Genomic DNA, 25,113 nt, shown 5'->3' with positions numbered 1-25,113 from the left:
ATCGCCGCGATAAGCATGGGTCCGGATGCGAGTGATGGCTCTCGTGCAAATCCTTCCTGTGAAATGCCGTGTGGCTTGCACTTCCGGCTGTCACAGCCTCGTCGTTCCATACGAGTGCACGACGGCAAGCACTTGCATTTGAACAGATGCAGCATGTCAATTTTCAGTAGATCGTCTACCTCCAAGCCGCTCCTGCATATCAGCGCACCGTCGTCGCCAGCGTACTCGCGGCCGCCACCCCACTCCGCCGCCGCTCCGCCACCCGCTGCGCGAACCGATACGCCACGAGCGAACCCGCGACGGCCAGCAGCATCGGCACGAGACTGTCGTGATCCGCGCGCGTGAATTCGAGCAGCAGCACCACCGCGGTGATCGGCATCTGCATCGACGCCGCGAGAAACGCGGTCGCGCCGACGAGCGCGCATGCGCCGAGCGACGCGCCCGGCCACACGGCGCTCCACAGCCCGCCGAGCACGACGCCGAGCAGTGCGCCGTTCGCGAGGCCCGGCGTCAGAAGGCCGCCTTCCGCACCGGCACGCAGGCTGCCCGCTTCGATCAGCACCTTCAGCGCGAGCAGCGTCGCCGCGACGCCGATCGTCAGCGAGCCGTCGAAGCCGAGCGACGCCGGCCCCTTGCCGTTGCCGAGCAGTTGCGGAAAACGCATCGCGAGTAGGCCGATCACCGCGAAGTTGACGAGCGCGAGCACCGGCAGCCGCCAGTCCTTCGGTGCGTCGGCTCGCGCGCGCGTCGTGAGCCGCACGAAACCGTATGCGGCGAGGCCGAACAGCGGCCCGCACACGATCGACCACGCGACGAGCGGCGCGCTCAGCACGAACGGCGGCACCGTGTACTGATGTTCGTTGCCGAGGCCGATCCATGCGACGGCCGCGGCGATCGTCGACGTCGCGAACGCGACGATCAGCGCACGCCGTTCGAACGTGCCGAGCAGCACTTCGAGCACGAAGATCGCGCCGCCGAGCGGTACGTTGTACACGGCCGCGAGCCCCGCCCCGGCGCCGCATGCAACCATCAGCCGGCAGTCGTCGGGCGTCAGCCCGGCGCGATGCGCGAATTGCCCGGCGAGCAGCGAACCGATTTCACGCGGCGCCACTTCGCGGCCGAGCGGCGAGCCGAGCGCAACGGTGACGATCTGCAGCAGCGCATGGATCGTCGTGCTGGCCACCGGCATCCGCGGATCGGCCGCGCGCACCGCGCGACGGATCGACACGAGCGGCCGGCCGTAGCGGTACAGCGCCCACCAGCCGCCGCCCGCGACGATCCCGCATCCGGTCAGCACCAGGAGCCGGCGCAGCGGCTCGGCAGCGGTTACGCCGGTCAGAAAGCTCTCGGTGCCGACGACCCGCGCGACGCTGTAGCCGTACGCGACGTGCTGGATCGCATGCAGCAGCAACGCGAGCAGCATCCCGCCGAACCCCGCGCCGACGCCGGTCAGCAGCGTGACGGCCGCGAGCCGGCCGAGCGGGCTCGCGGATGGCGAAGAAGACGCGGGAGCGGACGGGAGATCGGGGCGCATGATGTTGTCGGCGAACGAGGATCGGAAAAGCGGCGCGCGATGCGCACGCCGCCGTCAGCACCGAATCGTAGGCGCGCAAACATCATGAAACAAACGTATTTTTCGAATCGACTCATGCGCTCGATGAATACGTTCCGACGATCACGCGGCTATCCGCCCGCTTCGGCAGTACGTCACGCCGGGTACGTGATCCGCTCCGGCTCCCGCTGCATGATCACTTTTCCGTGCCGGATCGACAGCGTCGCCTTCGCCTGCCGGCGCACCGCGTCATAGTCGCTGTCGGCGTCGAGCACCACGAGGTTCGCGGGCCGCCCGACCGCGATTCCGTATCGGTCGCCCAGATGCATCGTCGTCGCGCTGTGATCGGTCACGAAGTCGAGGCAACGCTGCAGATCCTGGTAGCCCATCATGTGGCAGATATGCAGCCCGGCATCGAGGACGCGCAGGATGCTACCGTTGCCGAGCGGATACCACGGATCGCGGATCGAATCCTGCCCGAAGCACACGTTCAGCCCCGCGCGATCGAGCTCCGCGACGCGCGTGACGCCGCGGCGCTTCGGAAACGTGTCGAAACGCCCCTGCAGATGAATGCTCTCGGTCGGACACGACACGAAGTTCAGCGCTGCGCGCTTGAGCAGCCGGAACAGCTTCGAACAGTACGCGTTGTCGTACGAGCCCATCGCGGTGGTGTGACTCGCGGTCACGCGCGCGCCCATCCCGCGCACGCGCGCTTCCTCGGCCAGCACTTCGAGAAACCGCGAATGCGGATCGTCGGTTTCGTCGCAATGCACGTCGACGAGGCTGCCGGTGCGTTCGGCGAGATCCATCAGGAAGCGGATCGAGCTGACGCCCTGCTCGCGCGTGTTCTCGAAATGCGGAATGCCGCCGACGACGTCGGCGCCCATGTCGACCGCCTGCTCCATCAGCGCGCGGCCGCCGTCGAACGATTCGATGCCCTCCTGCGGAAACGCGACGATCTGCAGATCGACCAGCCCGCGCGCTTCGTCCCTGACTTCGAGCATCGCTTTCAGTGCGGCGAGCGACGGGTCGGTGACGTCGACGTGCGTGCGCACGTGCTGGATGCCGTGATCGCGCAGCATTCCGATCGCCGCATGCGCGCGCGTCTTGGTGTCGTCGTGCGTGATCGTCGCCTTGCGCTCGGCCCAGCGCTCGATCCCTTCGAACAGCGTGCCGCTCATGTTCCATGCGGGCTCGCCGGCCGTCAGCACCGCATCGAGATGGATATGCGGCTCGACGAATGGCGGAATCACGAGCCGGCCCTGTGCGTCGACGTCGTCGGCGCCGACGCGCGCGACCGATGCGGATTGGGCATCGATCCGCGCGATCTTGCCCGCATCGATATGGATCGTGAACAGACCGTCGCGGCCGCGCAAACGTGCGTTGAACAGATTCATCTGAAGTCCCCTCGCAGGACGCGGAAAAATGGCCGCCCGCTTCGTGTCGGCGGCCGGGAGATCGCGGCGAAGCGATCGTTGAATGGAGTCGGCGCTTGTGCCGGCGTCAGGACCAGCGTTCGAATCTCAGCCCGGTTTCAGCGGCCGCTTGCTCCGGCGTCACGTCGCGCACGTGCTGCGCGAACGTCCACAGGTGTCCCTCCGGGTCGCGCGCGCGATACGTGCGATCGCCGTAGAACTGGTCGGCCGGTTCCTGCAGGATTTCCGCGCCGGCTGCGCGCGCGTGCTCGCAGTGCGCGTCGAGACCGTCGGCCAGCTGCACGTGCACGCTCTGCGTATTCCTGCCGTCGACGTCCGCCGGGGTCGCGATGAAATCGGTCCAGCGGCCGCCGATCCGCACGACGCCGCCGCGATAGGTGAGCTCGGCATGCGCGACGTCGCCGTCGGGCGTGTACGCGGCAATGCCGCGCACGAAGCCGAATGCGCGTTCGAGCCAGTCGAGCGCGGCACGTGGATCGCGGTAGTAGACCGCGGGACTGATCGGAGGATGGCGATCTGACTGGGGCATCTCTGTCTCCGGCTGGGGCACGAGCCGCCCATTCTCCGCGCGTCGCGCGCGACGATCAACAGAATGCCGCAATGCGCACCCATTACAGCCGCACGATAGCCGTCCCGCGCTGCGCGCGAGCGCGGCGGCTGCGACGTCGCGCTACGGCCGGCATCGTGCGTGCGCAGCGTCGCACGTCGGTTTGTGACGGACGCTCGCCTACCGGCTCGTTCGATGCCGGCGACGCGCGCCAATGTTGCTTCATCCGGAAAGCTGCATCCCTGGAATCGGGGTTTTTGCGCACGCGTGTGCTGCATAGACTGGCGCCGACGGTTCCGATCGCGCATCGATCGACGAACCGGCCAGTCCCTCGATCACAGGAGAATTTCGTGAAATCGCTCGTCGTTACCGCCGCCGCTGCCATGATGCTTGCCGCGCCTGCGCTGTCGTGCGCGCAGGCGGCGCAACCGCCCGTCACGCGCGCACAGGTGCTGCAGGAGCTGTACGACCTCGAGTCGGTCGGCTACAACCCGGCGCGCGGCGAAGTCGGCAACTATCCGGACGACATCCTCGCCGCGCAGCAACGGCTGACGGCGAAACGCGTCGCGCAGCGCAAGGCCGCGCAAGCCGCATATGGATCTTCCGGCGAGCCGGCGACCGAGTCGGGCGTCGCATCGAGCCGCGCACGTTGACGGTGCAACGAAGTGCAGCCCGCGCGACGCTCATGCTCCGCGGGTACGATGCGCGCCGCGGTTCGATGCCGCATACGGCGCGCGAATCCACGCGACGCAGCGACGCCGACACGCCTTCGCCGCGCGACCACTCCCGCCGCGCTTACGCGGCCTGCTGCGCGCGATCGATCGTATCGAACATCTCGACGTCGCGCGCGATCATCTCCGGTACTTGCGCGCGCAACGTTTCGACCCAGGTCCGCACCTTCGCGTCGACGAAGCGCCGCGACGGATACAGCGCATACACGTTCATCTTCTGCAGGATGTGGCGCGGCAGCACGCGCACGAGCGTGCCGTCGCGCAATGCATCGATCGCCGAGTACAGCGGCAGCATGCCGATCCCGATACCGTCGCGGATCGCGAGCGCGAGCGACTCCGCGGTGTTGGTCTGCACCGGCCCCGCAACGTGGATCTGCTCGACACCGTCCGGCCCTTCGAGCACCCATTCGCGCGTCGGAAACGCCGGCGTGCGCAGCGTCAGGCACGCATGCGCGCCGAGGTCGTGCGGACGGGCGGGCGCGCCGTGCCGCTTCACGTAGTCCGGCGACGCGCACAGGATGCTGAACGTCGACCCGAGCAGATGCGACACGAGTTCCGAATCGGGCAGCGACGATGCGGTCACGACCGCCATGTCGCTCGTGCCGTCGAACAGATCCGGCGTGCGTTGCGACAGCGACAGCTCGATCGACACGTCCGGATACTGCGCGTGATAGCGCGTGAGCGCGGGCATCACGTAGTGATGGCCGACGCTCGCGAAGCTGTGCATTCGCAGCACGCCGGCCGGCCGCTCGTGCGCGCAGCTCGCCTCCTCTTCCGCACGCTCGACGTCGGCCAGGATCTGCCGGCAGCGCCGCAGATAGTTCTCGCCGGCCGACGTCAGCGCGAGCCGGCGCGTCGAGCGATTCATCAGACGCGTTCGCAGCCGCGCCTCGAGTTCCGACACCGCGCGCGACATCGCGCCGGTCGTCGAGTTCAGCGATTGCGCGGCCGCGGTGAAACTGCCCGTTTCGACGACGCGCGCAAACACCCGCATGTTCTGAAGCGTATCCATTGCCGTTTACGACTGGTAGCGAAGGCGCCATTGTCCTCCAGCCGATCCGGCGAATTGTTGCTTGCGCTGCAACTATCGTTTCCCCGCAGCAGCGTTAATGCGCGCGGGCGGCGCTCCTACAATCGGCGCCTCGTCAGTCGAACCGGCCCGTTCGAACGCACCGCGGCACGTCGCGCGGCGCCGCACGCGCCTCTCCTTTCATGAAGCCAGAATCTGCGATCGAGCGATCTTCCGTCGAACCGGCACGATGGAGCATGCGGCTCGATCCGTTGCGCGACGCGGCGCGCGATTGGGTGCGCCGCGACGCGCCGATCTGGCTGCATCTCGCGAAGACCGTATTCGCAGCGCTGCTCGCGATGGGCATCGCGATGCGTCTGCAGATGTCGCAGCCGCGCACCGCGATGACGACCGTGTTCGTGCTGATGCAGCCGCTGTCCGGAATGGTGTTCGCGAAGAGCTTCTACCGCGTGCTGGGCACCGCGGCCGGGCTCGTCGCCGCGCTCGCGCTCGGCGGCCTGTTCGCGCAGCAGCCCGAGCTGTACATGGCCGGCCTCACGCTGTGGATCGGCGGCTGCATCGCGTTCGCGGTGCGCAATCGCCACTTTCGCTGGTACGGCTTCGTGCTGGCCGGCTACACGGCCGCGCTGATCGGGCTGCCCGCGGTGACGTCGCCGCACACGCTGTTCGAGTCGGCGCTCACGCGCACGGCCGAAGTCGCGCTCGGCATCGCGTGTTCGGGCGCGGTCAGTGCGCTGATCCTGCCGCTCAGTTCGGCCGGCGCGCTGATGCGCTCGCTGCGCGCACGCGATGCGAAATTCGCGGCGTTCACGGCCGGCGTGCTCGCGCGCGAGGTCGCGCGCGGAGATTTCGAGCGGCGCTTCGCCGATTTCGTCGACGACATCGTCGGCTTCGAAGCGAACCGCGCATTCGCATCGTTCGAAGATCCGCACATTCGCGCGCGCAGCCGCCGGCTCGCGCGGCTCAACAGCGAGTTCATGAACGCGTGTACGCGGCTGCATGCGCTGCATCAGCTGGTCAAGCGGCTGCGCGCGAGCCGCTCGGACGCCGTGCTCGATGCGCTCGCGCCGCATGTCGCCGTGCTCGCGCAGCGCTTCGCCGCGCTGCGCGACGAAGCGCAACGCGGCATCGCACCGGCGACCGGCGCGCTGCTCGAACTGCGCCGCTTCCACGGCACGCTGCCGAAGGCCGCGCGCGCATCGCGCCGCGCAATCGAGGATCACGCACCGGGCAGCCTGCTCGACTTCGACACGGCGATCGAGCTGATGTACCGCTTCATCGGCGAATACGTCGGCTACGCGGATACGTACGCATCGCTCGATCACGATGCGCACGCGTTCGAACGCTCGGTCACGCATTACGCGGTGAAGACCAATGCGTTCTTCGTGGGCTTCACGTGGCTGCGCACGGTGGTCGCGGTGGGCGCGATGAGCGCGTTCTGGCTCGCGTCCGAGTGGCCGAGCGGCGCGCTCGCGGTGATCGCGACGGCGATCGCATGCGCACTCAGCTCGACGTCGCCGCGCGCGCCGACGTTCGTCGCGCAGATGGGCGTCGGCGCGGCGTTCGCGACGGCCGTCGGTTATCTGTTCCTGTGCGACGTGTATCCGAACATCGACGGCTTTCCGCTGCTGTGCGCAGCGCTTGCGCCGGTGCTCGGCCTCGGCACGTTCCTCGCGATGCGGCCCGGCCTGTCCGGCTACGGCGTCGGCTTCGCGGTGTTCTTCTGCCTGCTCGCGGGCCCCGACAACACGATCGTCTATACGCCCGACGTGCTGATCAACAACGGGCTCGCGATCATCGTCGCGATGCTCGCGTGCGCGATCGTGTTCGCGGTCGTGTTTCCGACACGGATGCGCTGGCTCGTCGGCCGCATCGCGCACGACCTGCGCGGCCAGGTCGCGCTGGCGTGCGAAGGTGCACGCGACGGCCTTGCACAGCGTTTCCAGTCGAGCACGCACGACCTGATGGCGCAGTTGCGCACGCTGCTCGAGCGGCGCACGCGGCAGCATCGCGATGCGCTGCGGTGGATGCTGTCGACGCTCGAGATCGGCCACGCGGTGATCGACCTGCGCGACGAACTGCACGCGTTCTGCGAATCGAAACCGCCGCAGACGTTGCGCTGGACCGCATCGATCGACGCGGTGCTGGACGAATTGCCGCGCTTCTTCGACGATCCGACGCCGAGCCGCCATGCGCGCACGCTGAAATCCGTGAATCTCGCGATCCGGGCCGCGCAGCACACGTTGCATGCTTGGTATGCGGTGCCCGACGCGCGACGGCGGATGCAGCGAATCGTCGGCTGCCTGCACTTCATGCGCAGCGCGCTGCTCGACAGCGACGCGCCGTTCAACCGCCAACGTCGTTGACGATCGATGCGCGCACAACGCAATCGTTGTGCCGAATGCAAATAAGCTCTCCACCGACGGCGATTAATCGATGCGCAGCGCGCGCCTATAGTTTCGTCACTGCCAGCGAGACTGGCATCGACCTGGAGAAACCAACATGAAACCGCTGCACCTCGCCCTCGCCGCCCTGTCGCTCACCGCTGCCGTCGTCCACGCGCAGCCGGCGCCGGCCGACGTCGCGCAGCAACCGGCGAACCGCGCGGAAGCCGCTCGTGCAGCAGGCCGTACCGATCGTACGCAATCGAAGCAGGAAGACCCGAACGCGTGCGTCGGCCCGGTCAGCTTCTGCAATGTCTACTTCGGCAGTTGAGCATGACACCGCGTCGCGACCGCATAGTCCGTTGCGCGCACATCGAACCTGTGCGTGCATGGTTTGCCGCGCGTACGCCGCATCCGCATACGTCCGCGCACCGCGTGAACTGACGCGACGCGCACCGTCTCACGCGCCGCGCGCCGGCCGCCAGCCCACTTCACGCAACGCATCGACCAAGCGTGCGTGGCCGATGCCTTCGGCGCGCACGCCGCGCGATTCGACGTCGCAGCCGGCGACGAGCGCGTTCACGATCGCTTCTTCCACCGCTTCTGCCGCCGCGACGAACAGCGCGGAAATATGGTCGTTCGAAACCATCTTCACGTCGGTCGTCGGCGCGCCCTTGCGACCGTAATCGGCGACCGGCAGTCCGTCGTTGCCGGTCGCGAACGCGACGAAGATGTCGCCGCTCGAATCCTCGGTGCCGCCGCCGCAACGCGCGAGGCCGACGCCCGCGCGCTGCGCGAGACGCGTGCACTGATGCGGCAGCAGCGGCGCGTCGGTCGCGATCGTGACGACGATCGAGCCCATTCCGGCCTCGCCTTTCGCGGCCGGCGTGCGAAACGGCGAATGCACGTGCCGCAGCACGTCGCCGATCGGATAGCCGGCCACGCGCAGCATTTCGCGCGCGCCGTAGTTGGCCTGCACGAGCGCGCCGACCGTCCAGCCGCCGGCATCGGCCGCAACGACGCGCGATGCGGTGCCGATGCCGCCCTTGAACTCGTGGCAGATCATCCCGGTGCCGCCGCCGACGCCGCCTTCGGCGACCGGCCCCGACTGCGCGGCAGCGAGCGCGCGCTGCACGTGCGCGGCGCTCACGTGCTGCCCCCAGATGTCGTTCAGCACGCCGTCGTAGGTTTCCATCACGACCGGCATGCACCAGTAGACGCTGCCCTGCGCGGCATCGCGCTCGTTCGCGACGAGCGCGTCGCGCACCGCGCCGACGCTGTGCGTATTCGTGTACGCGATCGGCGTCGTCAGCAGCCCGGCTTCGCGGATCCACTCGAGCCCCGTCGCATCGCCGTTGCCGTTCAGCACGTGCACGCCCGCGAAACACGGCGCGTCGCGCGCGGCGCCGGCGCGCGGCTCGATGACGGTCACGCCGGTGCGGACCGATGCGTCGCCGTTGTCGACGTTCAGCGTGCAGTGCCCGACCCGCACACCGGGTACGTCCGTGATCGCGTTGAAGCGGCCGGGCGTGCCGAGTCCGATGCGAATGCCGAGATCCCTCGTGCGCATGATGCGATTCCTCCGAGTGTTTCGATGGTTCGATGTGCCGATGCGGCGTTCACAACGCGCGGAACGCGTCGCTGTGACGCGCCCACACCGCATACATCGCGAGCGCCGCGATCAGCAGCGCCGCGATGATGATCAGGTCGGTCGGCTTCGTCGCGCCGGACAGCGTCGTGTACAGCGTATACGCTGCGCCGCCGACCGCGACGAGCGGCGTCAGCGGCCACAGCGGCATCCGGTAGTGATGCTCGACGTCGCGGCGCACGAGCCGGCTCGCGAGCGCGGCGAGCCCGACGACCAGATAGATCAGCAGCAGCAGATCGACCGTGAACGCGGTCAGCTCGTCGAGGCTCGACACGAACACGAGGCCGGCGGACGGCACCGCGAGCGCGAGCGTCGCGAGCCACGGCGATTCGAAGCGCGGATGGATCGCCGAGAACGCGCGGTTGCACGTGCGCGACCACAGCGCGTGCCGGCCGCTGCTGTACAGCAGGCGCCCCATCGCGATCACGATCGCGATGATCGCGTTGAACACCGACAGGAAGATGCCGCCGCTGACGACGCGCGACACGATCGGATGGCTGAGCGAACGCACGACGTAGCCGATCGGATCGGCGCTCTTCGTCAGTTCGGTCAGCGACGGCGCGCCGAGCACGATCGCCGTCAGCGGAACCAGTTCGACGACGAGTATCACGAGCAGCGAGTAGATGACGGCCTTCGCGACGTTGCGATTGCCGCCGCGCAGGTCTTCCGCGAGATACGCGGCCGAACCGAAGCCGTTGTAGCAGAAGATCGCGGTGCCGATCGCCGGCACGATCGCGGCGAGCGTCGCGGGCACGAGCGCGTTGCCGTGCGCGACGACCGGCGCGATCAGCACGTCGGCGCCGCGATGCGGCGACGCGAAGCCGAGTGCGGCGATCAGCATCAGCACGCCGATCTCGACCGCGAGAAACGCGCCGGTGATCCACGCATTCGTCTTGATGTTCAGCATCCCGAGCACGTAGCCGAGCAGCACGATCGTCAGCGCGACCGACTGGTTGCCGAAATGCGTGCCGAGCGCGCTGTTCAGGTAAGGCGCGGCGCCGCTCGCGAGCACGGCAGGAATGAACACGCTGACGGACAGCACCGCGATGAACGTCAGATAGCCGGGCAGCGTGCCGAACACGCGCTTGGCCATCACGTATTCGCCGCCCGCGCTCCGATGCGCGGCGCTCAGCTCCGCATAGCAGAGCGCGAACGCGAGCGCGAGCACGCCGCCGAGCACGAACGACAGCACCGCGCCGCTGCCGGCCTGCTGGATCGCGAACGGCGCGATCACGAAGATCGAGCTCGCGGGCGTGACGCCCGACACGGTGATCATCACCGCGTCGCGCACGCCGAGCGTCTGCGACAGCGCGCGCGGCGCGTGCTGCGTATCGGGCGCCGCGTGCAGCGTGCCCGTCGATTCCGACCACATCGCCATTTCGTTCTCCAGTGCTGTGCTGCGTTTTTTTTGAACGCCCATACTCGGGCCCGACTGATTGCGTGGCAGTCTAGGAAGCCAATTTCAGGACCGCTATTCCCCCTTCGTGTTACGCCTTCCGGTGGTGGTATGGATCGTCTCTTCTCCGAAATCGCGATGCACCAGGCGCTCGGTCGCGTGATCGATCATCTCGGTCAGCCGCGCTTCTGGCGCTTCCTCGTGCTGCTGCTCAACGAAATGGTCCCGTTCGACAATGCGCTCGCGACCGCGATCGGCCGCGACGGCGTGCCGCTCGTACTCGACGAATACGACGCGGGCGGTACCGACAGCGCATCGCCGGTGCCGCTTTACCTGAACGGGCTGTATCTGCTCGATCCGTTCTTGCAGGCCGCGCACGACGGGCTCGCGGACGGCTGCTATCGCCTCGAGGAAGTCGCGCCCGACCTGTTCCGGCAGAGCGAATATTTCGTCAGCTACTTCCGCGATGCGGTCGGCGACGACGAAATCCAGATCCTCGTGCGGCCGCACGCGGACCTGCTGCTGTCGCTGTCGCTCGGCGCGGCCGCACGCTTCGACGTCGAGCCGCTCGGCAAGCTGACGGCCGCGATGCCGTGGGTGCGCGCGACGATCCGTCAGCACTGGCGGCTCGCGGGCGATACCGCGCGCGCGGCGCCCGACGACGATCTCGGCGCGCGCGTCGAGCAGGCGCTCGCGCGCTTCGGTGCGGGCGTGCTGACCGAGCGCGAGATGGCGATCGCGAGAATGGTGCTGCGCGGGAATTCGTCGAAGGCGATCGCCGAACGGCTCGCGATTTCACCGGAGACGGTGAAGGTGCATCGGCGTCATCTGTACGCGAAGCTCGGCATTTCGTCGCAGCCCGAGCTGTTCTCGCGGTTCATTCAGGCGCTGGGCGAAGACGCGGGAGAATGATCGCGCCGCGCGGCGAGTCGTCGTCGAGCGGATGCGCACAACCGACGTCCGTTCAGTTCCCGAGCAGGTGCGCCGCGACGTAATCGACGACGCGCTGCTGCGCATCCGCGCGCGCCGCCGGATCGGTGCCTTCGATCGGCACGACGCCCGCGCGCGTCGTGAACGCGGGCACCGTATGCACGGGCATGTCCGGCCAGTCGAAGTCGTGGTACGCGCCCGGATACGCATGAAACGTCGCATCGGTGCCCGGCGCGACCGAATCGAACAACGCCTTGCACGCGGCGAACGGCGACCACACGTCCTGCTCGCCGATCAGCACGAGCAGCGGCACCGGGCTCTGCCACGCGGCGCCTTGCGCTTTCGTGTTGCAGCTTCCCGGATAGAACGCGACGGCCGCGCGGAAATCGCCGTCCGGCAGCGACGCAGGCCGCGCGGGGCTCGCTGCGCGAATCGTGTTCAGCACCGTGCCGCCGCCCTGCGACCAGCCGACGACGCCGATCCGATCGGGCTGCACGGTGTCGAGCGACTGCAGATATCGCAACGCACCATACGCGTCGAACGGCCGCGCGCGGTAGATCGCGCCGACGAAATGCGCGGGCGCGCACATCTCGCCGTGATTGCGCGGCGTGAGGCTGTCGACCTCGAGCACGGTGATGCCGGCCGCGTTGAAGCGCTCGGCCCAGTCGCGCTCGCGCGAGTCGATCTTGCCCGACTTGGTGAACATGCCCGCGCAGCCGTGCAGGAACACGAGCGCCGGATGGCGGCCGGGGCCTGGCGCCGGAAACAGGTAGCCGTCGAGCATCGTCGCGGGCGGACCGTCGGTCGACGGAAAGTGAACGAGCGTCTGCGCGCCCGCGCTCGCCCATATGCAGATCAGCATCGTGAACATCAGCAACTTGCGCATCGAGGGCTCCCGCCGGATCGGATCAGACGACAACGGCGGCGGGCGCGCAGCGGTTGACACGTCACGCGGGACGGCGCTGCGCGCGCGGCACGCGACAGTGAAACGTCAGCTTCGGAGCGGGCGGCGTTCGGCGTGCGGCCGCGAGCGGGCCGCGCATCGCGTTCCCGCCGTTCGTCGCGCGCGGACCGTCGGCACGCGACCATACCGCATCTGCGCGTGCTTGCATCGGCCGCGCGCAGACCGCGGCCCGACGGCGCTCGCAGGCCGTTTCACGCCGTTCGTGCATGACCGATACGCCCCCGGTTCTCCTCGCGGCCCTGCCAAAAACCGCCTATGGTGAAAGAAGCGCGCCGCTGCCCGCCATTCGACCCTGCGTCGCTCGCGCCGGCGGCGACGGCGTCGCGCTCCGGCACCATTCAGCGCGATTCGTCCGCACGCCCGACCGTGCGCGGATCGCGACCGTCCACCGGACTACAAGGAGGTAATCATGAAAGCCGCGCTGCTCGTCAGCTCTGCCCTGCTCGCCGTTGCATCGGCCTCGGCGTCGGCCCAAGGTTCGATCACGAAAGTCGAAAACGGCGCGCTCGTCGCCGCGAACGGGATGACCGTCTATTCGTTCGACAAGGACAAGCCCAACGCCGGCACCAGCGCGTGCACGGGCCAGTGCGAAACGATCTGGCCGCCGTACAAGGCGAGCGCGACCGACGTGCCGGTCGGCCCGTACACGATCGTCAAGCGCGACGACGGCAGCCCGCAATGGGCGTACAAGGGCAAGCCGCTGTACTTCTTTTCGAAGGACATGAAACAGGGCGACCGCAACGGCGACAACTTCAAGAACGTGTGGCACGTGGTCGCGCCTTGACCGTCGTCGTCGCGCCGTCGGCCGCGCCGCGGCACGCGTAAAAAAGCCCGCCGGATCGTCGATCCGGGCGGGCATGTTCGTGCGTCCGTGCCGCGTTGCATCGCGTGCGTTGCGGCGAGCGATGCAACGCGGTTGCGTATCGCGCCGGTCGGCGGATCGACGGGAAGCTGAACGTCGTTGCTTCCCGCACGCCGGCCACCGGCCGATGCTCCGCGATCGCGTCGCGCTTCGTATCGAGCCGCGCGGCGCCGGGCCGGACGATCAGTCGACTTCGTTCAGCGCATCGGACAGCGCGTTCACGAGATTGTCGATCTCGCGCTTCTCCGCGATAAACGGCGGCGCGAGCTGGATCGTGTCGCCGCCGTAGCGCACGTAGAATCCTTTCGCCCAGCAGCGCATCGCGATCTCGTACGGACGGCGCGCCGGTTCGCCGGGCAGCGCTTCGATCGTCAGGCCGGCCGCGAGCCCGTAGTTGCGGATGTCCGCGACGTGGCGCCGGCCCTTCAGTCCGTGCACGGCCGCCTCGAAATGCGGCGCGAGATCGCGCACGCGCGCGACCGCGTCTTCCTTCACGAGCAGATCGAGCGCCGCGACGCCGGCCGCGCATGCGACCGGATGCGCGGAGTACGTGTAGCCGTGCGGGAACTCGAGCATGTAGTCGGGTCCGCCCGCGGCCATGAACGTGTCGTAGATCTCCTTCGTCGCGATCACGCCGCCGAGCGGCTGCACGCCGTTCGTCACCTGCTTCGCGAAGTTCATGATGTCGGGCGTCACGCCGAACGCTTCGGCGCCGGTCATCGCGCCGGCACGGCCGAAGCCGGTGATCACCTCGTCGAAGATCAGCAGGATGTCGTGCGCGGTGCAGATGTCGCGCAGGCGCTTCAGATAGCCCTTCGGCGGCACGACGACGCCCGCCGAACCCGAGAACGGCTCCACGATCACGGCCGCGATGTTCGACGCGTCGTGCAGCGCGATCAGATCGAGCAGACGGTCGGCGAGCTCGGCGCCGTGCTCGGGCATCCCGCGCGAGAACCGGTTTTCGGCGAGCTGCGTGTGCGGCAGGAAGTCCGCGTCGATGCCCTGGCCGAACAGCTTGCGGTTCGGCCCGATCCCGCCGACCGAGATTCCGCCGAAGTTCACGCCGTGGTAGCCCTTCTCGCGGCCGATCAGGCGCGTCTTCGTGCCCTTGCCTTTCGCGCGCCAGTACGCGCGCGCCATCTTCAGCGACGTATCGGCCGCTTCCGAGCCCGAGCCGGTGAAGAATACGTAGTCGAGGCCGGCCGGCGTCAGTTCCTTGATCCGGTTCGCGAGCTCGAACGACGTCGGGTGGCCGAACTGGAACGCCGGCGCGTAATCGAGCTGCGCGACCTGCCGGCTCACCGCTTCGACGATCTCGGTGCGGCCGTGGCCGAGGCCCGTACACCAGAGCCCGGACAGCCCGTCGAAGATCTTGCGCCCTTCGGCATCCGTGTAGTACGCGCCGTTGCCCGCGACGATCATGCGCGGGTCCGCCTTGAACTGGCGGTTTGCGGTAAACGGCATCCAGTGCGCATCGAGCCACGCGGCGTCGGTACGTACGGCGGTCTGTTCGTGCCGCGCGGCGGCAAAGGTCGTGTCGGTCATGTCGGTCGGCGCAGGTGCGCCCCTCGTCGTCGTAATGATGTTGCGCATTGTCGGGACGACAATTAGTCTTTTGAATATCGCAATATCAATGTTCACTTGCGCGACTATGCAAGCAAAAAAACCGAAGAGCCGCGCGCTGCTCGGCCAGCTCAGCGACATGGATCTGCGGCTGCTGCGGGTATTCAAGGCCGTCGTGCAATGCGGCGGAATGGCGGCTGCCGAGCTGGAACTGAATATCGGCATCTCGACGATCAGCCGGCACGTGAAGGATCTCGAAACGCGCGTCGGCCTGGTGCTGTGCCGACGCGGCCGCGCGGGCTTCACGCTGACGCCCGAAGGCCAGACGGTGTACGAGGAGACGCTGCGGCTGCTCGCGTCGATGGAGGCATTTCGCAGCCGGATCGATGGCATTCACGACCGGATGGGCGGCGAACTGCACATCGCGGTGTTCGACAAGACGGCGACGAACCCGAACGCGCGCATCGGCGACGCGATCCGCCGGTTCACGGACGACGCGCCCGACGTCGCGCTGAACCTGCACGTCGCGTCGATCAACGAGGTCGAGCGCGGAATCATCGACGGCAGCTACGAGGTCGGGATCATTCCCGCGCACCGCACGTCGCGCAGCCTCGAGTACACGGAGCTGTTCGACGAGCGGATGCTGCTGTACTGCGGCCGTCGGCATCCGCTGTACGGCGCGCCGCACGGCAAGCTCACGTGGACGACGATCCGCAGCCATGCGTTCGCCGGGCTCGGCTTCCATTCGCCGAACATGGAGCTGAGCCATCGCGCGAAGCTCACGCGCAGCGCGACGGCGTCGGATCAGGAATCGATCGCGACGCTGATCCTGTCGGGCCGCTATCTCGGCTTCCTGCCCGACCATTACGCGGAGAGCTTCGAAAGCAACGGGCTGATGCAGCCGATCGCACCGCAGCGGTTCAACTACCAATGCCGGTTCGTGAGCCTGCTGCGGCGCTCGCCGCGGCCGTCGCGCGCGGCGCTGCTGTTCCAGTCGTGTCTGGAAGCCGCGCATGCGGGCGCGCGGCCGGGTGCGCGCGGCAGCGCGTCGTAGCCGGCGATCGCCGCGTTGTTCACTTTCTTCACGTCCTTCACTCTCGTCACGTCCGGCCGCCGCGCGCGCCGGCGCGTTCGTGACCGGCCTGCACGCGCTTGCGGAAATACAGCGCGACGAGCGCCGCCGCGAACCCGGACGCCGCACCGACGCCGAGCGCCCAGCGCGGGCCCAGATGGTTCGCGACCCAGCCGGCGACCGGCGCGCCGAGCGGCGTGCCGCCGACCGCGACCGCGAGCCGCAGCGCCATCACGCGGCCGCGCATCGGCGGCTCGGTCGACAGCTGCATCAGCGCGTTGGTCGAGTTGGTGAACGTCATCGCGGCGATGCCGGTCAGCACGAGCGCCGCGGCGAACGGCCAGTAGCCGGGCGCGATCGCGCCGAGCGTACAGCCGACGCCGAACGTCGCGGCGCCGGCCCACAGATGCCGGAACCGCGGCCGGTCGCGGCGCGCGGCGAGCAGCGCGCCCGAAATCGTGCCGACCGCCATCATCGACGACAGGATGCCGAAGCCGCGCGCGTCGACGTGAAACACGCCGGCGGCCATCGTCGAGATGAACAGCGGGAAGTTCAGGCCGAACGTGCCGATCAGGAACAGCATCACGAGCGCCGCCTTCAGGTCGGCGCGATGCCACACGTAGCGGAAACCTTCGAGCAGCCCGCGCGTCGCGCGACCGGCCCGCACGTTCTCGCGCAGCTCGTCGACACGCAGCAGCGACAGCGACGCGAGCACCGCGACGAAGCTGATCCCGTTGATCAGGAACGCCCAGCCGGTGCCGACCGACGCGATGATGAAGCCGGCCACGGCCGGCCCGATCATCCGTGCGGCGTTGAACGACGTCGAATTGAGCGCGACCGCGTTCGCGAGCTCGCGGTCGCCGACGAGCTCCGCGACGAAGGTCTGCCGCACCGGCGCATCGAACGCCGATGCGCAGCCGAACAGGAATGCGAACACGTACACGTGCCACAGCCGCACGATGCCGGTGGCGGTCAACACGCCGAGCACGAGCGCGAGCCCGCCCATCAGCGCCTGCGTCGCCATCAGCAGCCGCCGCTGATTGAAGCGGTCGGCCGCATAGCCGGTCCACGGCAGCAGCAGCAACTGCGGACCGAACTGCAGCGACATCACGATGCCGACCGCCGACGCGTCGTGATGCGTGAGCTGCGTGAGCACGAGCCAATCCTGCGCGGTGCGCTGGATCCACGTGCCGACGTTGGACACCAGCGCGCCGGCCGCCCATACGCGGTAATTGAAGCTGCGCAGCGAACGGAAGACGCCGGAGTCGGACACGCTCATCGGCGCTCCGCCGCGTTGCCGCCGTGCAGCGCGCCGACCTCGCGTGCGACGAACCGCCCGGCTGCGACGATGCCGAGAACGAGTGCGGCTGCGACGGCGGTACGCTTCGGGTCGAAGCGGCCGATGCGTCCGATGCGCGGGACCACCGCGCAGCGCGGCGCGATGTACAGTTCGCCGGCGAGCCCGGCGAGCGACGGAACGTCGATGAACATGGGTTGCGGATTCATGGACGGACGCTAGCATATCGACAGTCAAACTGCACAGTTTGGCTGTGAACCTCGATGCGCGACGAACGACGGTTACGTACCGTGCGCGGTTCCGCGATCGGGCTCTGAGATAATGCGCGCTCTCCGTTTCCGCTTTGCCCGTTCGCCATGACGCAGCCGCCCGCCCCGCTTTCCGTCGATCTGCCGCCGATCTCGTGCCTGCCCGGCGACGCGCTGCCGTGGCTGCCGATGAGCGCCGACCTGCCCGGCCTCGAAATCAAGTATCTGCACATCGACGCGGCCGACGACACGCTGACCGCGCTGCTGAAGATGCCGGCCGGCGGCACGCTGCCGCGCCACCGCCACGACGGACAGGTATTCGTTCATACGCTGCAGGGCGCGTGGCGCTATCGCGAGTACGACTGGATCGCCGAGGCCGGCTCGACCGTGCTCGAACCGGCCGGTTCGGTTCACACGCCCGAGACGCTCGGCGCGCCGGGCGAGCACGTGATCACGCTGAACGTGATGCGCGGCGACCTCGTGCTGCTCGACGACGACGGCCGCGAGACCGCGCGCGAGAATTGCCGCGTCGCGCTGCTGCGGCAGCGCAAGCACGCACGTACGGCGCCCGGCGCGGCCGCGCCGTTCGTCACGCGCTGAGCGGCAGACGCCGCGCGCGCTTCGTACCGGACGAGCCCGAGCCCAGCCGGCGAACCGCGGCCACGCGCCGGCTTGCCGCCGTCAGCGGAACCGCCGGAAAAACCGTCGAATGTCGGCGGCCAGCAAGTCCGGCTCTTCCATCGCCGCGAAGTGGCCGCCGCGCGGCATGTCGGTCCACTGCGCGACGTCGAACACGCGTTCGATCCAGCTGCGCGGCGGCCGGCTGATCTCCTTCGGGAAGCGCGCGAAGGCGAGCGGCGGCGCGACACGCTGCCCGGCCGCAAAACGCATCGGCTGCAGCCGGTTCTCCCAGTACATCTGCATCGACGAGCCGATGCAGCCGGTCAACCAGTACAGCGATATGCCGGTCAGCAACGTGTCGCGCGAGAACCTGCGTGCGACGTCGCCGTCGCAGTCGCTCCAGCCGCGGAATTTTTCGCCGATCCACGCAGCGAGCCCGACCGGCGAGTCGTTGAGTGCGGCGGCGAGCGTGTGCGGCTTCGTCGCATGAACGTGCGCGTACCCGCCTTCGAGCGCCGCCCAGTCGCTCTTGCGCCGCAGGAACGCCTGCTCGTCGTCGGTCGGCGGCGCTGCATCGACCGCGGGCTCGTAGCTGCTCGGCAGGAAGTTCAGGTGAATGCCGTCGACCGCGTCGCCGTGCCGGACGCCGAGCGCGATCGACACCGCCGCGCCGAGATCGCCGCCCTGTGCGCCGAACCGCGCGTAGCCGAGACCGGACATCAATTGCGCCCAGCGATCGGCGACCTGGAATGCCGACGTGCCGGACGCGGCCGGCGCGGCGGAAAACAGGAAGCCGGGCAGCGACGGCGCGACGACGTCGAACGCGTCGGCCGGATCGCCGCCGAACGCCGCGGGGTCGCACAGGCGGTCGATCAGCGAATCGAATTCGAACACGGAGCCGGGCCAGCCGTGCGTGATCACGAGCGGGTACGGCTTCGGCCCCGTGCCGCGCCGATGCACGAAATGCACGCGCTCGCCGCCGAGCTCCGCGACGAACTGCGGCAGCCGGTTCAGACCGCGTTCGGCCGCGCGCCAGTCGAAACCGTCGGCCCAGTAAGCGGCCAGCGCGCTCAGCCACGCGCCGTCCGCGCCTTGCTGCCACGGCTCGGCGGGCGTCAGCGTCGGCGCGCGATACGCGCGCACGCGGCGGCGCAAATCGGCGACCGCATCGTCAGGGATGGCAATCTCGAACGGCTCGACGTGCATGGCTGCTCCTCGTCATGGATTTCCGCGATTCTCGGCGATTTTGCCGATCCGCGCTGACGGACCGCCGCGCGCCGCGCATCGATGCGTCGCTGCGTCAGCGCGTTTCGCGCTCGTCCGTCCGCGCGTCGCGACGCAGCGCCTGCGGCGGCACGCCGAAGCCGCGCATGAACGCGTCGCGCATGTGGCGCCGGTCGCGAAAACCGTTCTCCTTCGCGATCACGTCGAGCGGATGCCGGCTCTGCTCGATCATCAGCCGCGCGGCTTCGAGCCGCAGCCGCTCGATCGCCTTCGCCGGCGACTGCCCCGTTTCGTGCGTAAACACGCGGCTGAACTGGCGCGGGCTCAGGTGGACCGCGTCGGCGAGTTCGTCGACGGTCAGCGCGCGGCCGAGGTTGCGCCGCGCGTAGTCCAGCGCGCGCTGGATCCGGTCGGACTTCGGCGCGAGTTCGAGCATCTCCGAATGCTGCGACTGGCCGCCCGCGCGGCGCTGATGCATCACGAGCTTGCGCGCGACCGTGCGCGCGGCATCCGCGCCAAGATCCTTTTCGACCATCGCGAGCGCGAGGTCGAGGCCGGCCGTCATGCCGGCCGACGTCCAGACCGGCCCGTCGACGATGTAGATCCGGTCTTCCTCGACGCGGATGTCCGGAAAACGCTGCTGCATCGCGCGGCCGTACGCCCAGTGCGTAGTCGCGCGGCGCTCGGCGAGCAGCCCGGCTTCCGCGAGCACGAACGCGCCCGTGCAGACGCCGGCGATCCGCCGCGCCCGCGTGTTCGGCCGGCGCAGGAACGCGACGACCGCGGCCGGCGCGGGCGACGCGACCGGATCGTTGACGCCGGCGACGATCCACGTGTCCACGTCGATCCGCCCGCGCAGCGGCCGCGTCGCGACGGGCAGCCCGAGCGACGACCGCACGTCGCCGCCTTCGACCGAGTAGCTTTGCAGCGCGTAGAACGGTTCGGCGACGCTCAGGTTTGCGTACTCGAACACCGACTGCGCGGCGAGCGCCATGATCTGGAAGCCGTCGCTGATCAGAAAGCCGATTCGGTGCATCTGCGTTCTCCGCTGCCGCGCGGCGCAGCGGCCGCGATGTCCGAAATCATACCCATCTACGTCATTTGTGTCGCCGGCGATCGACGCGACAATGCACGCATCGACCTCTTCTTCGACACGGAGCGACATCATGACTGAAACGCATCGCGGCACTGCCGTCATTACCGGCGCATCGTCGGGTATCGGCGCAATCTACGCCGACCGGCTCGCGCGCCGCGGCTACGACCTGATCCTGGTCGCGCGCAACCGCAGCCGGCTGGCCGCGCTCGCCGAGCGCATCACCAACGACACGCAGCGCAGCGTCGAGATCGTCGACGCGGACCTGAACGACCGCGCGGCGCTTGCCGCCGTCGAGGCGAAGCTGAAGGAGGATGCGAGCATCACGCTGCTCGTCAACAATGCGGGCGTCGGCACGCATGCGCCACTGCTCGACAGCGACGTCGACGCGATGACGCGGATGATCGACCTGAACGTCACCGCGCTCACGCGCCTCACGTATGCGGCCGCGCCGGGCTTCGTCGCGCGCGGGCACGGCGCGGTGATCAACATCTCGTCGATCGTCGCGATTTCGCCGGAAACGCTGAACGGCGTATACGGCGGCAGCAAGGCGTTCGTGCTCGCGTTCAGCCAGTCGCTGCATCACGAACTGGCCGACAAGGGCGTGCAAGTGCAGGCGGTGCTGCCCGGCGCGACGGCGACCGATTTCTGGCAGACCGGCGGACTGCCGCTCGAACACCTGCCGAAGGAAATCGTGATGCCGGCGTCGGATCTGGTCGATGCGGCGCTGGTCGGTTTCGATCGCCGCGAACTCGTGACGATTCCGTCGCTGCATGCGGGCGACGAGTGGGACGCGTACGAGGCCGCACGCCGTGCGATGGCGCCGCATCTGTCGACCGATTCGCCGGCGCCGCGCTACGCGGCGGCACGCTAAGCGATCGGCTGCAGTGGGCGCGTCGGGCGCGGCGGCACGGGCACAGCGCCTGCTGCGGCTCGGACGCCGGGCGGCCGCGAGCGCCGTTGCGTCGAACCTCGACGCCGAGCGCCGCGGCGGACGAAAGCGCGGCGCCTGCGTTCAGTCGCCGCGCGCGGCTTCGTCCTTCGCGCCGGCAAGCAGTGCGATACCGCTGACGACCAGCAACGCGGCCAGCAGATACACCGCGACGTCCATGCTGCCGGTCCGCGTGCGGATGATCCCGATCACCCACGGGCTCACGATGCCGCTCGTGATGCCGATGCTGCTGATCAGTGCGATCCCGGCGGCGGCCGCGTTGCCGGACAGATAGCGCGTCGGCACCGCCCAGAAGATCGGCAGCGCGGCGAAGATCAGCGTCGCCGCGACCGACAGGCACGCGAGCATCGCGGCGAAGCTGGGCAGGTGCAGCGTCAGCGACGCGAGCGCGATGCCGCCGCCGATCGTGCAGCACGCGAAGTGCTTGCGGCGCTCGCCGGTGCGGTCCGAGCGGCGCGCGATCAGGATCAGCCCGATCGCGCCGACCGCGTTCGGCACGACCGTGTAGAGGCTCACCGCGACGACGTCGGTCACGCCGAAGTCGCGAATCATCAGCGGCATCCAGAAGTTCAGCGTCAGCGACGCGCACGTGAGCGAGAAATAGATGAACGCGAACAGATAGACGCGCGGATTCGCGAGCGCAGCCGCGACGCTGCCGCGCGCGTGCGCACCGTGTGCGCCATGCGCGCGTCCGTCCGCGCACAGCGCGGCGACGCGCGCCTTCTCGTCACGCGTAAGCCACACGGCGTCCTGCGGACGGTCGACGAGATACGCGAACGCGACGAATGCGAGCAGGATCGCGGGCGCCCCTTCGATCGCGAACATCCACTGCCAGCCGTGCAGCCCGAGCATGCCGTTCATGTCGCGCATGATCCAGCCGGACACCAGCCCGCCGAGCACGCCCGCGACCGCGACGCCCGCGAAAAATACCGAGATCGCCGCAGCGCGCCGGTTCGCGGGGAACCAGTAGGTCAGATACAGCACGATGCCGGGAAAGAAGCCGGCTTCAAATACGCCGAGCAGGAAGCGCAGCACGTAGAAATGCGACGGCTGCGACACGAACATCATGCCGGTCGACGCGAGCCCCCACAGCAGCATGATCCGCGTGAACGTGCGGCGCGCGCCGAAGCGCGCGAGCAGCACGTTGCTCGGCACCTCGCAGAACACGTAGCCGACGTAGAACACCGCGGCGCCGAGTCCGTACATCGCGTCGCTGAAGCCGAGATCGTGCTTCATCTGCAACTGCGCGAAGCCGATGTTGATGCGGTCGAGGAACGATACGACGTAGCAGAGGAACAGGAACGGGACGATTCGCCATGCGATCTTGCGAAACAGCAGCGCATCGGCGGATGCGGAACCGGAAGCCGCGACGCCCGCGTGCGCGAGCGTCGCTTCGGCGGGAAGCGAACGGGGCATGTCTGTCTCCATACGCGCGGCGCGAATCGGACGCGCAGCGCCGTGCGAGGGCGTGCGTGCGCCCTGCTTTCTCGTCGGTTAGGGTAGCGGCCGTCGCAGCGGCGGTGCGATGCCGCCGCTGCCGGCCTTCGGTGAAACGGCGGCCGCGCATCCGGTCGGATGCCGCGCCGCCGCACGATGCTCAGTCCTGCAGCGCGGCCCACATCTCCTTGTCGCGCTGCGCGGTCCAGATTCGCGGATGCGTGATTCCGCTCGCTTCGTCGAACGCGCGCGACACGTCGAACGGCAGGCAGTGTTCGTAGATGAACACGTGGCCGAACTTCGGATCCATCGCTTCGCGCGTGAGCGCCATCGCGGCCTTCAGGTCGAGCTTGCGCTCGACGGCCTTGCGGCCCTGCTCGAGCAGCGTCGTCACGAAGTCCTTCGTGTAGTCGAGGCCCTTGTTCACGTCGGCCGGATTCAGCAGCGCGGGGCCGCGGCCCGGCACCAGCTTTTCCGCGCCGAGCGCGCGCAGCGCCTCGAGCGTGGCCGGCCACTGTTCGAGCTGCGCGTCGCCGCAGTAGCACGCGGCGTCGTATTCGACGAGGTCGCCGGAGAACAGCACCTTCTGCGACGGCAGCCACACGATCGTGTCGCCCTTCGTGTGCCCAGAGCCGACGTGCATGATCTTCACTTCGAGCTTGCCCAGGAACAGCGTGATCTCGCGCTCGAACACGAGCGTCGGCCACGTGAGGCCCGGCACCGTCTCGACGCCGGCGAACAGCCGCGGAAAGCGCTCGATCTCCGACTTCATGTCGGCCTCGCCGCGCTCGACGATCATCTCGTACGTGCCGCGGCTCGCGATCACGTGCTGCGCGCCTTCGGCGAAGTACGCGGACGCGCCGAGCACGCGCACCGCGTGGTAGTGCGACAGCACGACATGCTTGATCGGCTTGTCGGTCACGCTGCGGATCTTCGCGATCAGGTCCTGCGCCATCGCGGGCGTCGCGGTCGTGTCGACGATCAGCACGCTGTCGTCGCCGACGATCACGCCGGAATTCGGGTCGCCTTCGGCGGTATACGCGTACGCGTTCTCGGACAGCTGCGTCCATGTGATCTTCTTCTCTTCGAGATCGGCTTGGGAGGCGAATGCTTTGGCCATTTGCGTTCCGTGGCTGCGAGCCATGTGTTGAGGGGAATGGGCCGATCATCGTCCCGAGCCAGATATTTGTCAATGACAAAGTCGCTTGCTATTGTCTAATGCGGGTAAACCTCGGGGGCTGGCGCGCGAAATGGCGTCGGCTACCATGCGGGGTTTCGTCAACGGTCAACGGAAGAATCGCGTGCAGAACCACGAAGTCAGCGCAGACGACGCGCCGCCGAAGGCGCAGCGCGGCATCCAGAGCGTCGAGGTCGGCGGCCGGCTGCTCGACGCGCTCGCGCGCCGGCGCAAGCCGCTCGGGCTGTCGGAGCTGGCCGCGGCAGCGGACCTGTCGACCGCGCAGGCGCATACCTATCTCGTCAGCCTCACGCGGCTCGCGCTCGTGAAGCGCGACGCGATCACCGGCAACTACGAGCCGGGCCCGCTGTCGCTGCGGCTCGGCCTGATGTCGATCGAGCGTCAGCCGGCCTATCGCGCGGCGCTGCCGCATGCGGCGCGGCTCGCGGAAACGGTCGGGCTCAGCGTCGCGCTGTCGGTGCCCGGCGTGCTGGGGCCGACGATCGTGCGCATCGAGCACGGCGGCTATCCGCTGCACGTGAACCTGCACGTCGGCTCGGTGATGTCGCTCGACGCGACCGCGACCGGCCGCGTGTTCCGCGCGTTCGGCGACCCCGCGCAGATCGACGCGATGGCGGCCGGCCAGGCCGGCGCCGGCGACACGCTCGCGGGCGCCGGCGCACACGCCGCACCGGATGCGCGCGTGCGGCAGGCCGAGCTCGACGCGATCCGCAAACGCGGAATCGAGCGCGGCGTCGATCGGCCGAGCCCCGGCGTCAGCTCGATGTGCGTGCCGGTGTTCGACACGGACGGACGACTGCAACTCGCGTTGACGGTGATCGGTTCGTCGGGATCGATCGACGTCGGCTGGGACGGCCCGATTGCGACCGCGCTGCGCGACGCCGCGCGGCGCGCGACCGCGTCGCTCGGCGAACGGCGCGACGTGCCG

General features: G+C 68.7%; 23 protein-coding genes. 9 read left to right on the top strand and 14 right to left on the bottom strand.

Going from position 1 to position 25,113, the window contains the following annotated elements:
* Nucleotides 1-199 precede the first annotated feature (199 nt).
* From BUB20358_RS15915 to BUB20358_RS15905, 3 genes are all read right to left on the bottom strand, one after another.
* Nucleotides 200-1,534, bottom strand: a complete 1,335-nt coding sequence (locus BUB20358_RS15915) for a chloride channel protein (RefSeq protein WP_006765876.1) — start codon at nucleotides 1,532-1,534, stop codon at nucleotides 200-202.
* Nucleotides 1,535-1,707: 173 nt separating this feature from the next.
* Nucleotides 1,708-2,949, bottom strand: a complete 1,242-nt coding sequence (codA, locus tag BUB20358_RS15910; protein WP_006765875.1) for a cytosine deaminase — start codon at nucleotides 2,947-2,949, stop codon at nucleotides 1,708-1,710.
* A gap of 106 nt (nucleotides 2,950-3,055) precedes the next feature.
* The gene (locus BUB20358_RS15905; RefSeq protein ID WP_035974084.1) at nucleotides 3,056-3,517 is read right to left on the bottom strand and encodes a VOC family protein; all 462 of its coding nucleotides are present in this window, start codon (nucleotides 3,515-3,517) and stop codon (nucleotides 3,056-3,058) included.
* A gap of 368 nt (nucleotides 3,518-3,885) precedes the next feature.
* Between BUB20358_RS15905 and BUB20358_RS15900 the strand changes: the two genes are divergently transcribed.
* The gene (locus BUB20358_RS15900; RefSeq protein WP_006765873.1) at nucleotides 3,886-4,188 is read left to right on the top strand and encodes a DUF4148 domain-containing protein; all 303 of its coding nucleotides are present in this window, start codon (nucleotides 3,886-3,888) and stop codon (nucleotides 4,186-4,188) included.
* 142 nt (nucleotides 4,189-4,330) lie between these two features.
* Here the strand turns inward: BUB20358_RS15900 and BUB20358_RS15895 are convergent, their stop codons facing one another.
* Nucleotides 4,331-5,278, bottom strand: coding sequence for a LysR family transcriptional regulator (locus BUB20358_RS15895; protein WP_006765872.1), 948 nt, complete (start codon nucleotides 5,276-5,278; stop codon nucleotides 4,331-4,333).
* Between the two features lie 200 nt (nucleotides 5,279-5,478).
* Here BUB20358_RS15895 and BUB20358_RS15890 point away from each other — a divergent pair, with 200 nt between their 5' ends.
* Both BUB20358_RS15890 and BUB20358_RS15885 read left to right on the top strand, forming a co-directional pair.
* A complete protein-coding gene (locus BUB20358_RS15890; RefSeq protein WP_035974081.1) occupies nucleotides 5,479-7,662 on the top strand; it encodes an FUSC family protein in 2,184 nt (727 codons plus the stop codon).
* Nucleotides 7,663-7,798: 136 nt separating this feature from the next.
* On the top strand, nucleotides 7,799-8,011 hold the full coding sequence (locus BUB20358_RS15885) for a hypothetical protein (RefSeq protein ID WP_035974080.1): 213 nt from the start codon (nucleotides 7,799-7,801) through the stop codon (nucleotides 8,009-8,011).
* A 129-nt stretch (nucleotides 8,012-8,140) separates the two neighbouring features.
* Here the strand turns inward: BUB20358_RS15885 and BUB20358_RS15880 are convergent, their stop codons facing one another.
* Nucleotides 8,141-9,250 (bottom strand): P1 family peptidase, encoded by a 1,110-nt coding sequence (locus tag BUB20358_RS15880; protein WP_006765870.1) that lies wholly within the window; start codon nucleotides 9,248-9,250, stop codon nucleotides 8,141-8,143.
* A gap of 49 nt (nucleotides 9,251-9,299) precedes the next feature.
* A complete protein-coding gene (locus tag BUB20358_RS15875) occupies nucleotides 9,300-10,706 on the bottom strand; it encodes an APC family permease (RefSeq protein ID WP_035974078.1) in 1,407 nt (468 codons plus the stop codon).
* A 129-nt stretch (nucleotides 10,707-10,835) separates the two neighbouring features.
* Here BUB20358_RS15875 and BUB20358_RS15870 point away from each other — a divergent pair, with 129 nt between their 5' ends.
* A complete protein-coding gene (locus tag BUB20358_RS15870; RefSeq protein WP_035974076.1) occupies nucleotides 10,836-11,636 on the top strand; it encodes a helix-turn-helix transcriptional regulator in 801 nt (266 codons plus the stop codon).
* A 52-nt stretch (nucleotides 11,637-11,688) separates the two neighbouring features.
* On the opposite strand, the gene BUB20358_RS15865 is transcribed toward BUB20358_RS15870, so the two are convergent.
* Complete coding sequence (locus BUB20358_RS15865; RefSeq protein ID WP_035974074.1) at nucleotides 11,689-12,540, bottom strand: dienelactone hydrolase family protein; 852 nt, start codon at nucleotides 12,538-12,540, stop codon at nucleotides 11,689-11,691.
* A gap of 487 nt (nucleotides 12,541-13,027) precedes the next feature.
* Here BUB20358_RS15865 and BUB20358_RS15860 point away from each other — a divergent pair, with 487 nt between their 5' ends.
* Nucleotides 13,028-13,402: a COG4315 family predicted lipoprotein gene (locus BUB20358_RS15860; protein ID WP_006765866.1), complete on the top strand. Its 375-nt coding sequence runs from the start codon at nucleotides 13,028-13,030 to the stop codon at nucleotides 13,400-13,402.
* Between the two features lie 261 nt (nucleotides 13,403-13,663).
* On the opposite strand, the gene aptA is transcribed toward BUB20358_RS15860, so the two are convergent.
* Entirely contained in the window at nucleotides 13,664-15,025 is a 1,362-nt protein-coding gene (gene aptA, locus BUB20358_RS15855; RefSeq protein ID WP_035975256.1) for an omega-aminotransferase AptA, read from the bottom strand.
* 106 nt (nucleotides 15,026-15,131) lie between these two features.
* Between aptA and BUB20358_RS15850 the strand changes: the two genes are divergently transcribed.
* Nucleotides 15,132-16,097, top strand: a complete 966-nt coding sequence (locus BUB20358_RS15850) for a LysR family transcriptional regulator (RefSeq protein WP_035974068.1) — start codon at nucleotides 15,132-15,134, stop codon at nucleotides 16,095-16,097.
* A gap of 46 nt (nucleotides 16,098-16,143) precedes the next feature.
* Here BUB20358_RS15850 and BUB20358_RS15845 read toward each other — a convergent pair whose 3' ends face one another.
* Both BUB20358_RS15845 and BUB20358_RS15840 read right to left on the bottom strand, forming a co-directional pair.
* The gene (locus BUB20358_RS15845) at nucleotides 16,144-17,394 is read right to left on the bottom strand and encodes an MFS transporter (RefSeq protein WP_045552249.1); all 1,251 of its coding nucleotides are present in this window, start codon (nucleotides 17,392-17,394) and stop codon (nucleotides 16,144-16,146) included.
* A complete protein-coding gene (locus BUB20358_RS15840) occupies nucleotides 17,391-17,621 on the bottom strand; it encodes a hypothetical protein (RefSeq protein WP_123806715.1) in 231 nt (76 codons plus the stop codon). The genes BUB20358_RS15845 and BUB20358_RS15840 overlap by 4 nt, the downstream gene beginning before the upstream one ends.
* Before the next feature lie 147 nt (nucleotides 17,622-17,768).
* Here BUB20358_RS15840 and BUB20358_RS15835 point away from each other — a divergent pair, with 147 nt between their 5' ends.
* Entirely contained in the window at nucleotides 17,769-18,260 is a 492-nt protein-coding gene (locus BUB20358_RS15835; protein WP_006765862.1) for a 2,4'-dihydroxyacetophenone dioxygenase family protein, read from the top strand.
* A gap of 81 nt (nucleotides 18,261-18,341) precedes the next feature.
* On the opposite strand, the gene BUB20358_RS15830 is transcribed toward BUB20358_RS15835, so the two are convergent.
* A complete protein-coding gene (locus tag BUB20358_RS15830) occupies nucleotides 18,342-19,487 on the bottom strand; it encodes an epoxide hydrolase family protein (RefSeq protein WP_006765861.1) in 1,146 nt (381 codons plus the stop codon).
* Nucleotides 19,488-19,581: 94 nt separating this feature from the next.
* On the bottom strand, nucleotides 19,582-20,541 hold the full coding sequence (locus BUB20358_RS15825; RefSeq protein WP_006765860.1) for a GlxA family transcriptional regulator: 960 nt from the start codon (nucleotides 20,539-20,541) through the stop codon (nucleotides 19,582-19,584).
* A 130-nt stretch (nucleotides 20,542-20,671) separates the two neighbouring features.
* Here BUB20358_RS15825 and BUB20358_RS15820 point away from each other — a divergent pair, with 130 nt between their 5' ends.
* The gene (locus BUB20358_RS15820) at nucleotides 20,672-21,472 is read left to right on the top strand and encodes an SDR family NAD(P)-dependent oxidoreductase (RefSeq protein WP_006765859.1); all 801 of its coding nucleotides are present in this window, start codon (nucleotides 20,672-20,674) and stop codon (nucleotides 21,470-21,472) included.
* Between the two features lie 141 nt (nucleotides 21,473-21,613).
* On the opposite strand, the gene BUB20358_RS15815 is transcribed toward BUB20358_RS15820, so the two are convergent.
* Nucleotides 21,614-22,966 (bottom strand): MFS transporter, encoded by a 1,353-nt coding sequence (locus tag BUB20358_RS15815; protein ID WP_035974063.1) that lies wholly within the window; start codon nucleotides 22,964-22,966, stop codon nucleotides 21,614-21,616.
* Nucleotides 22,967-23,147: 181 nt separating this feature from the next.
* Nucleotides 23,148-24,107: an MBL fold metallo-hydrolase gene (locus tag BUB20358_RS15810; RefSeq protein WP_035974062.1), complete on the bottom strand. Its 960-nt coding sequence runs from the start codon at nucleotides 24,105-24,107 to the stop codon at nucleotides 23,148-23,150.
* 181 nt (nucleotides 24,108-24,288) lie between these two features.
* Between BUB20358_RS15810 and BUB20358_RS15805 the strand changes: the two genes are divergently transcribed.
* A partial coding sequence (locus BUB20358_RS15805; protein ID WP_174905086.1) for an IclR family transcriptional regulator occupies nucleotides 24,289-25,113 on the top strand: 825 nt, incomplete at its 3' end.

The organism is Burkholderia dolosa, assembly GCF_902499135.1.
GTDB classification, from domain to species: Bacteria; Pseudomonadota; Gammaproteobacteria; order Burkholderiales; family Burkholderiaceae; genus Burkholderia; species Burkholderia dolosa.
The sequence above is the reverse complement of the archived record's forward strand: the minus strand, read 5'-3'. Positions and strand labels throughout refer to the sequence as shown.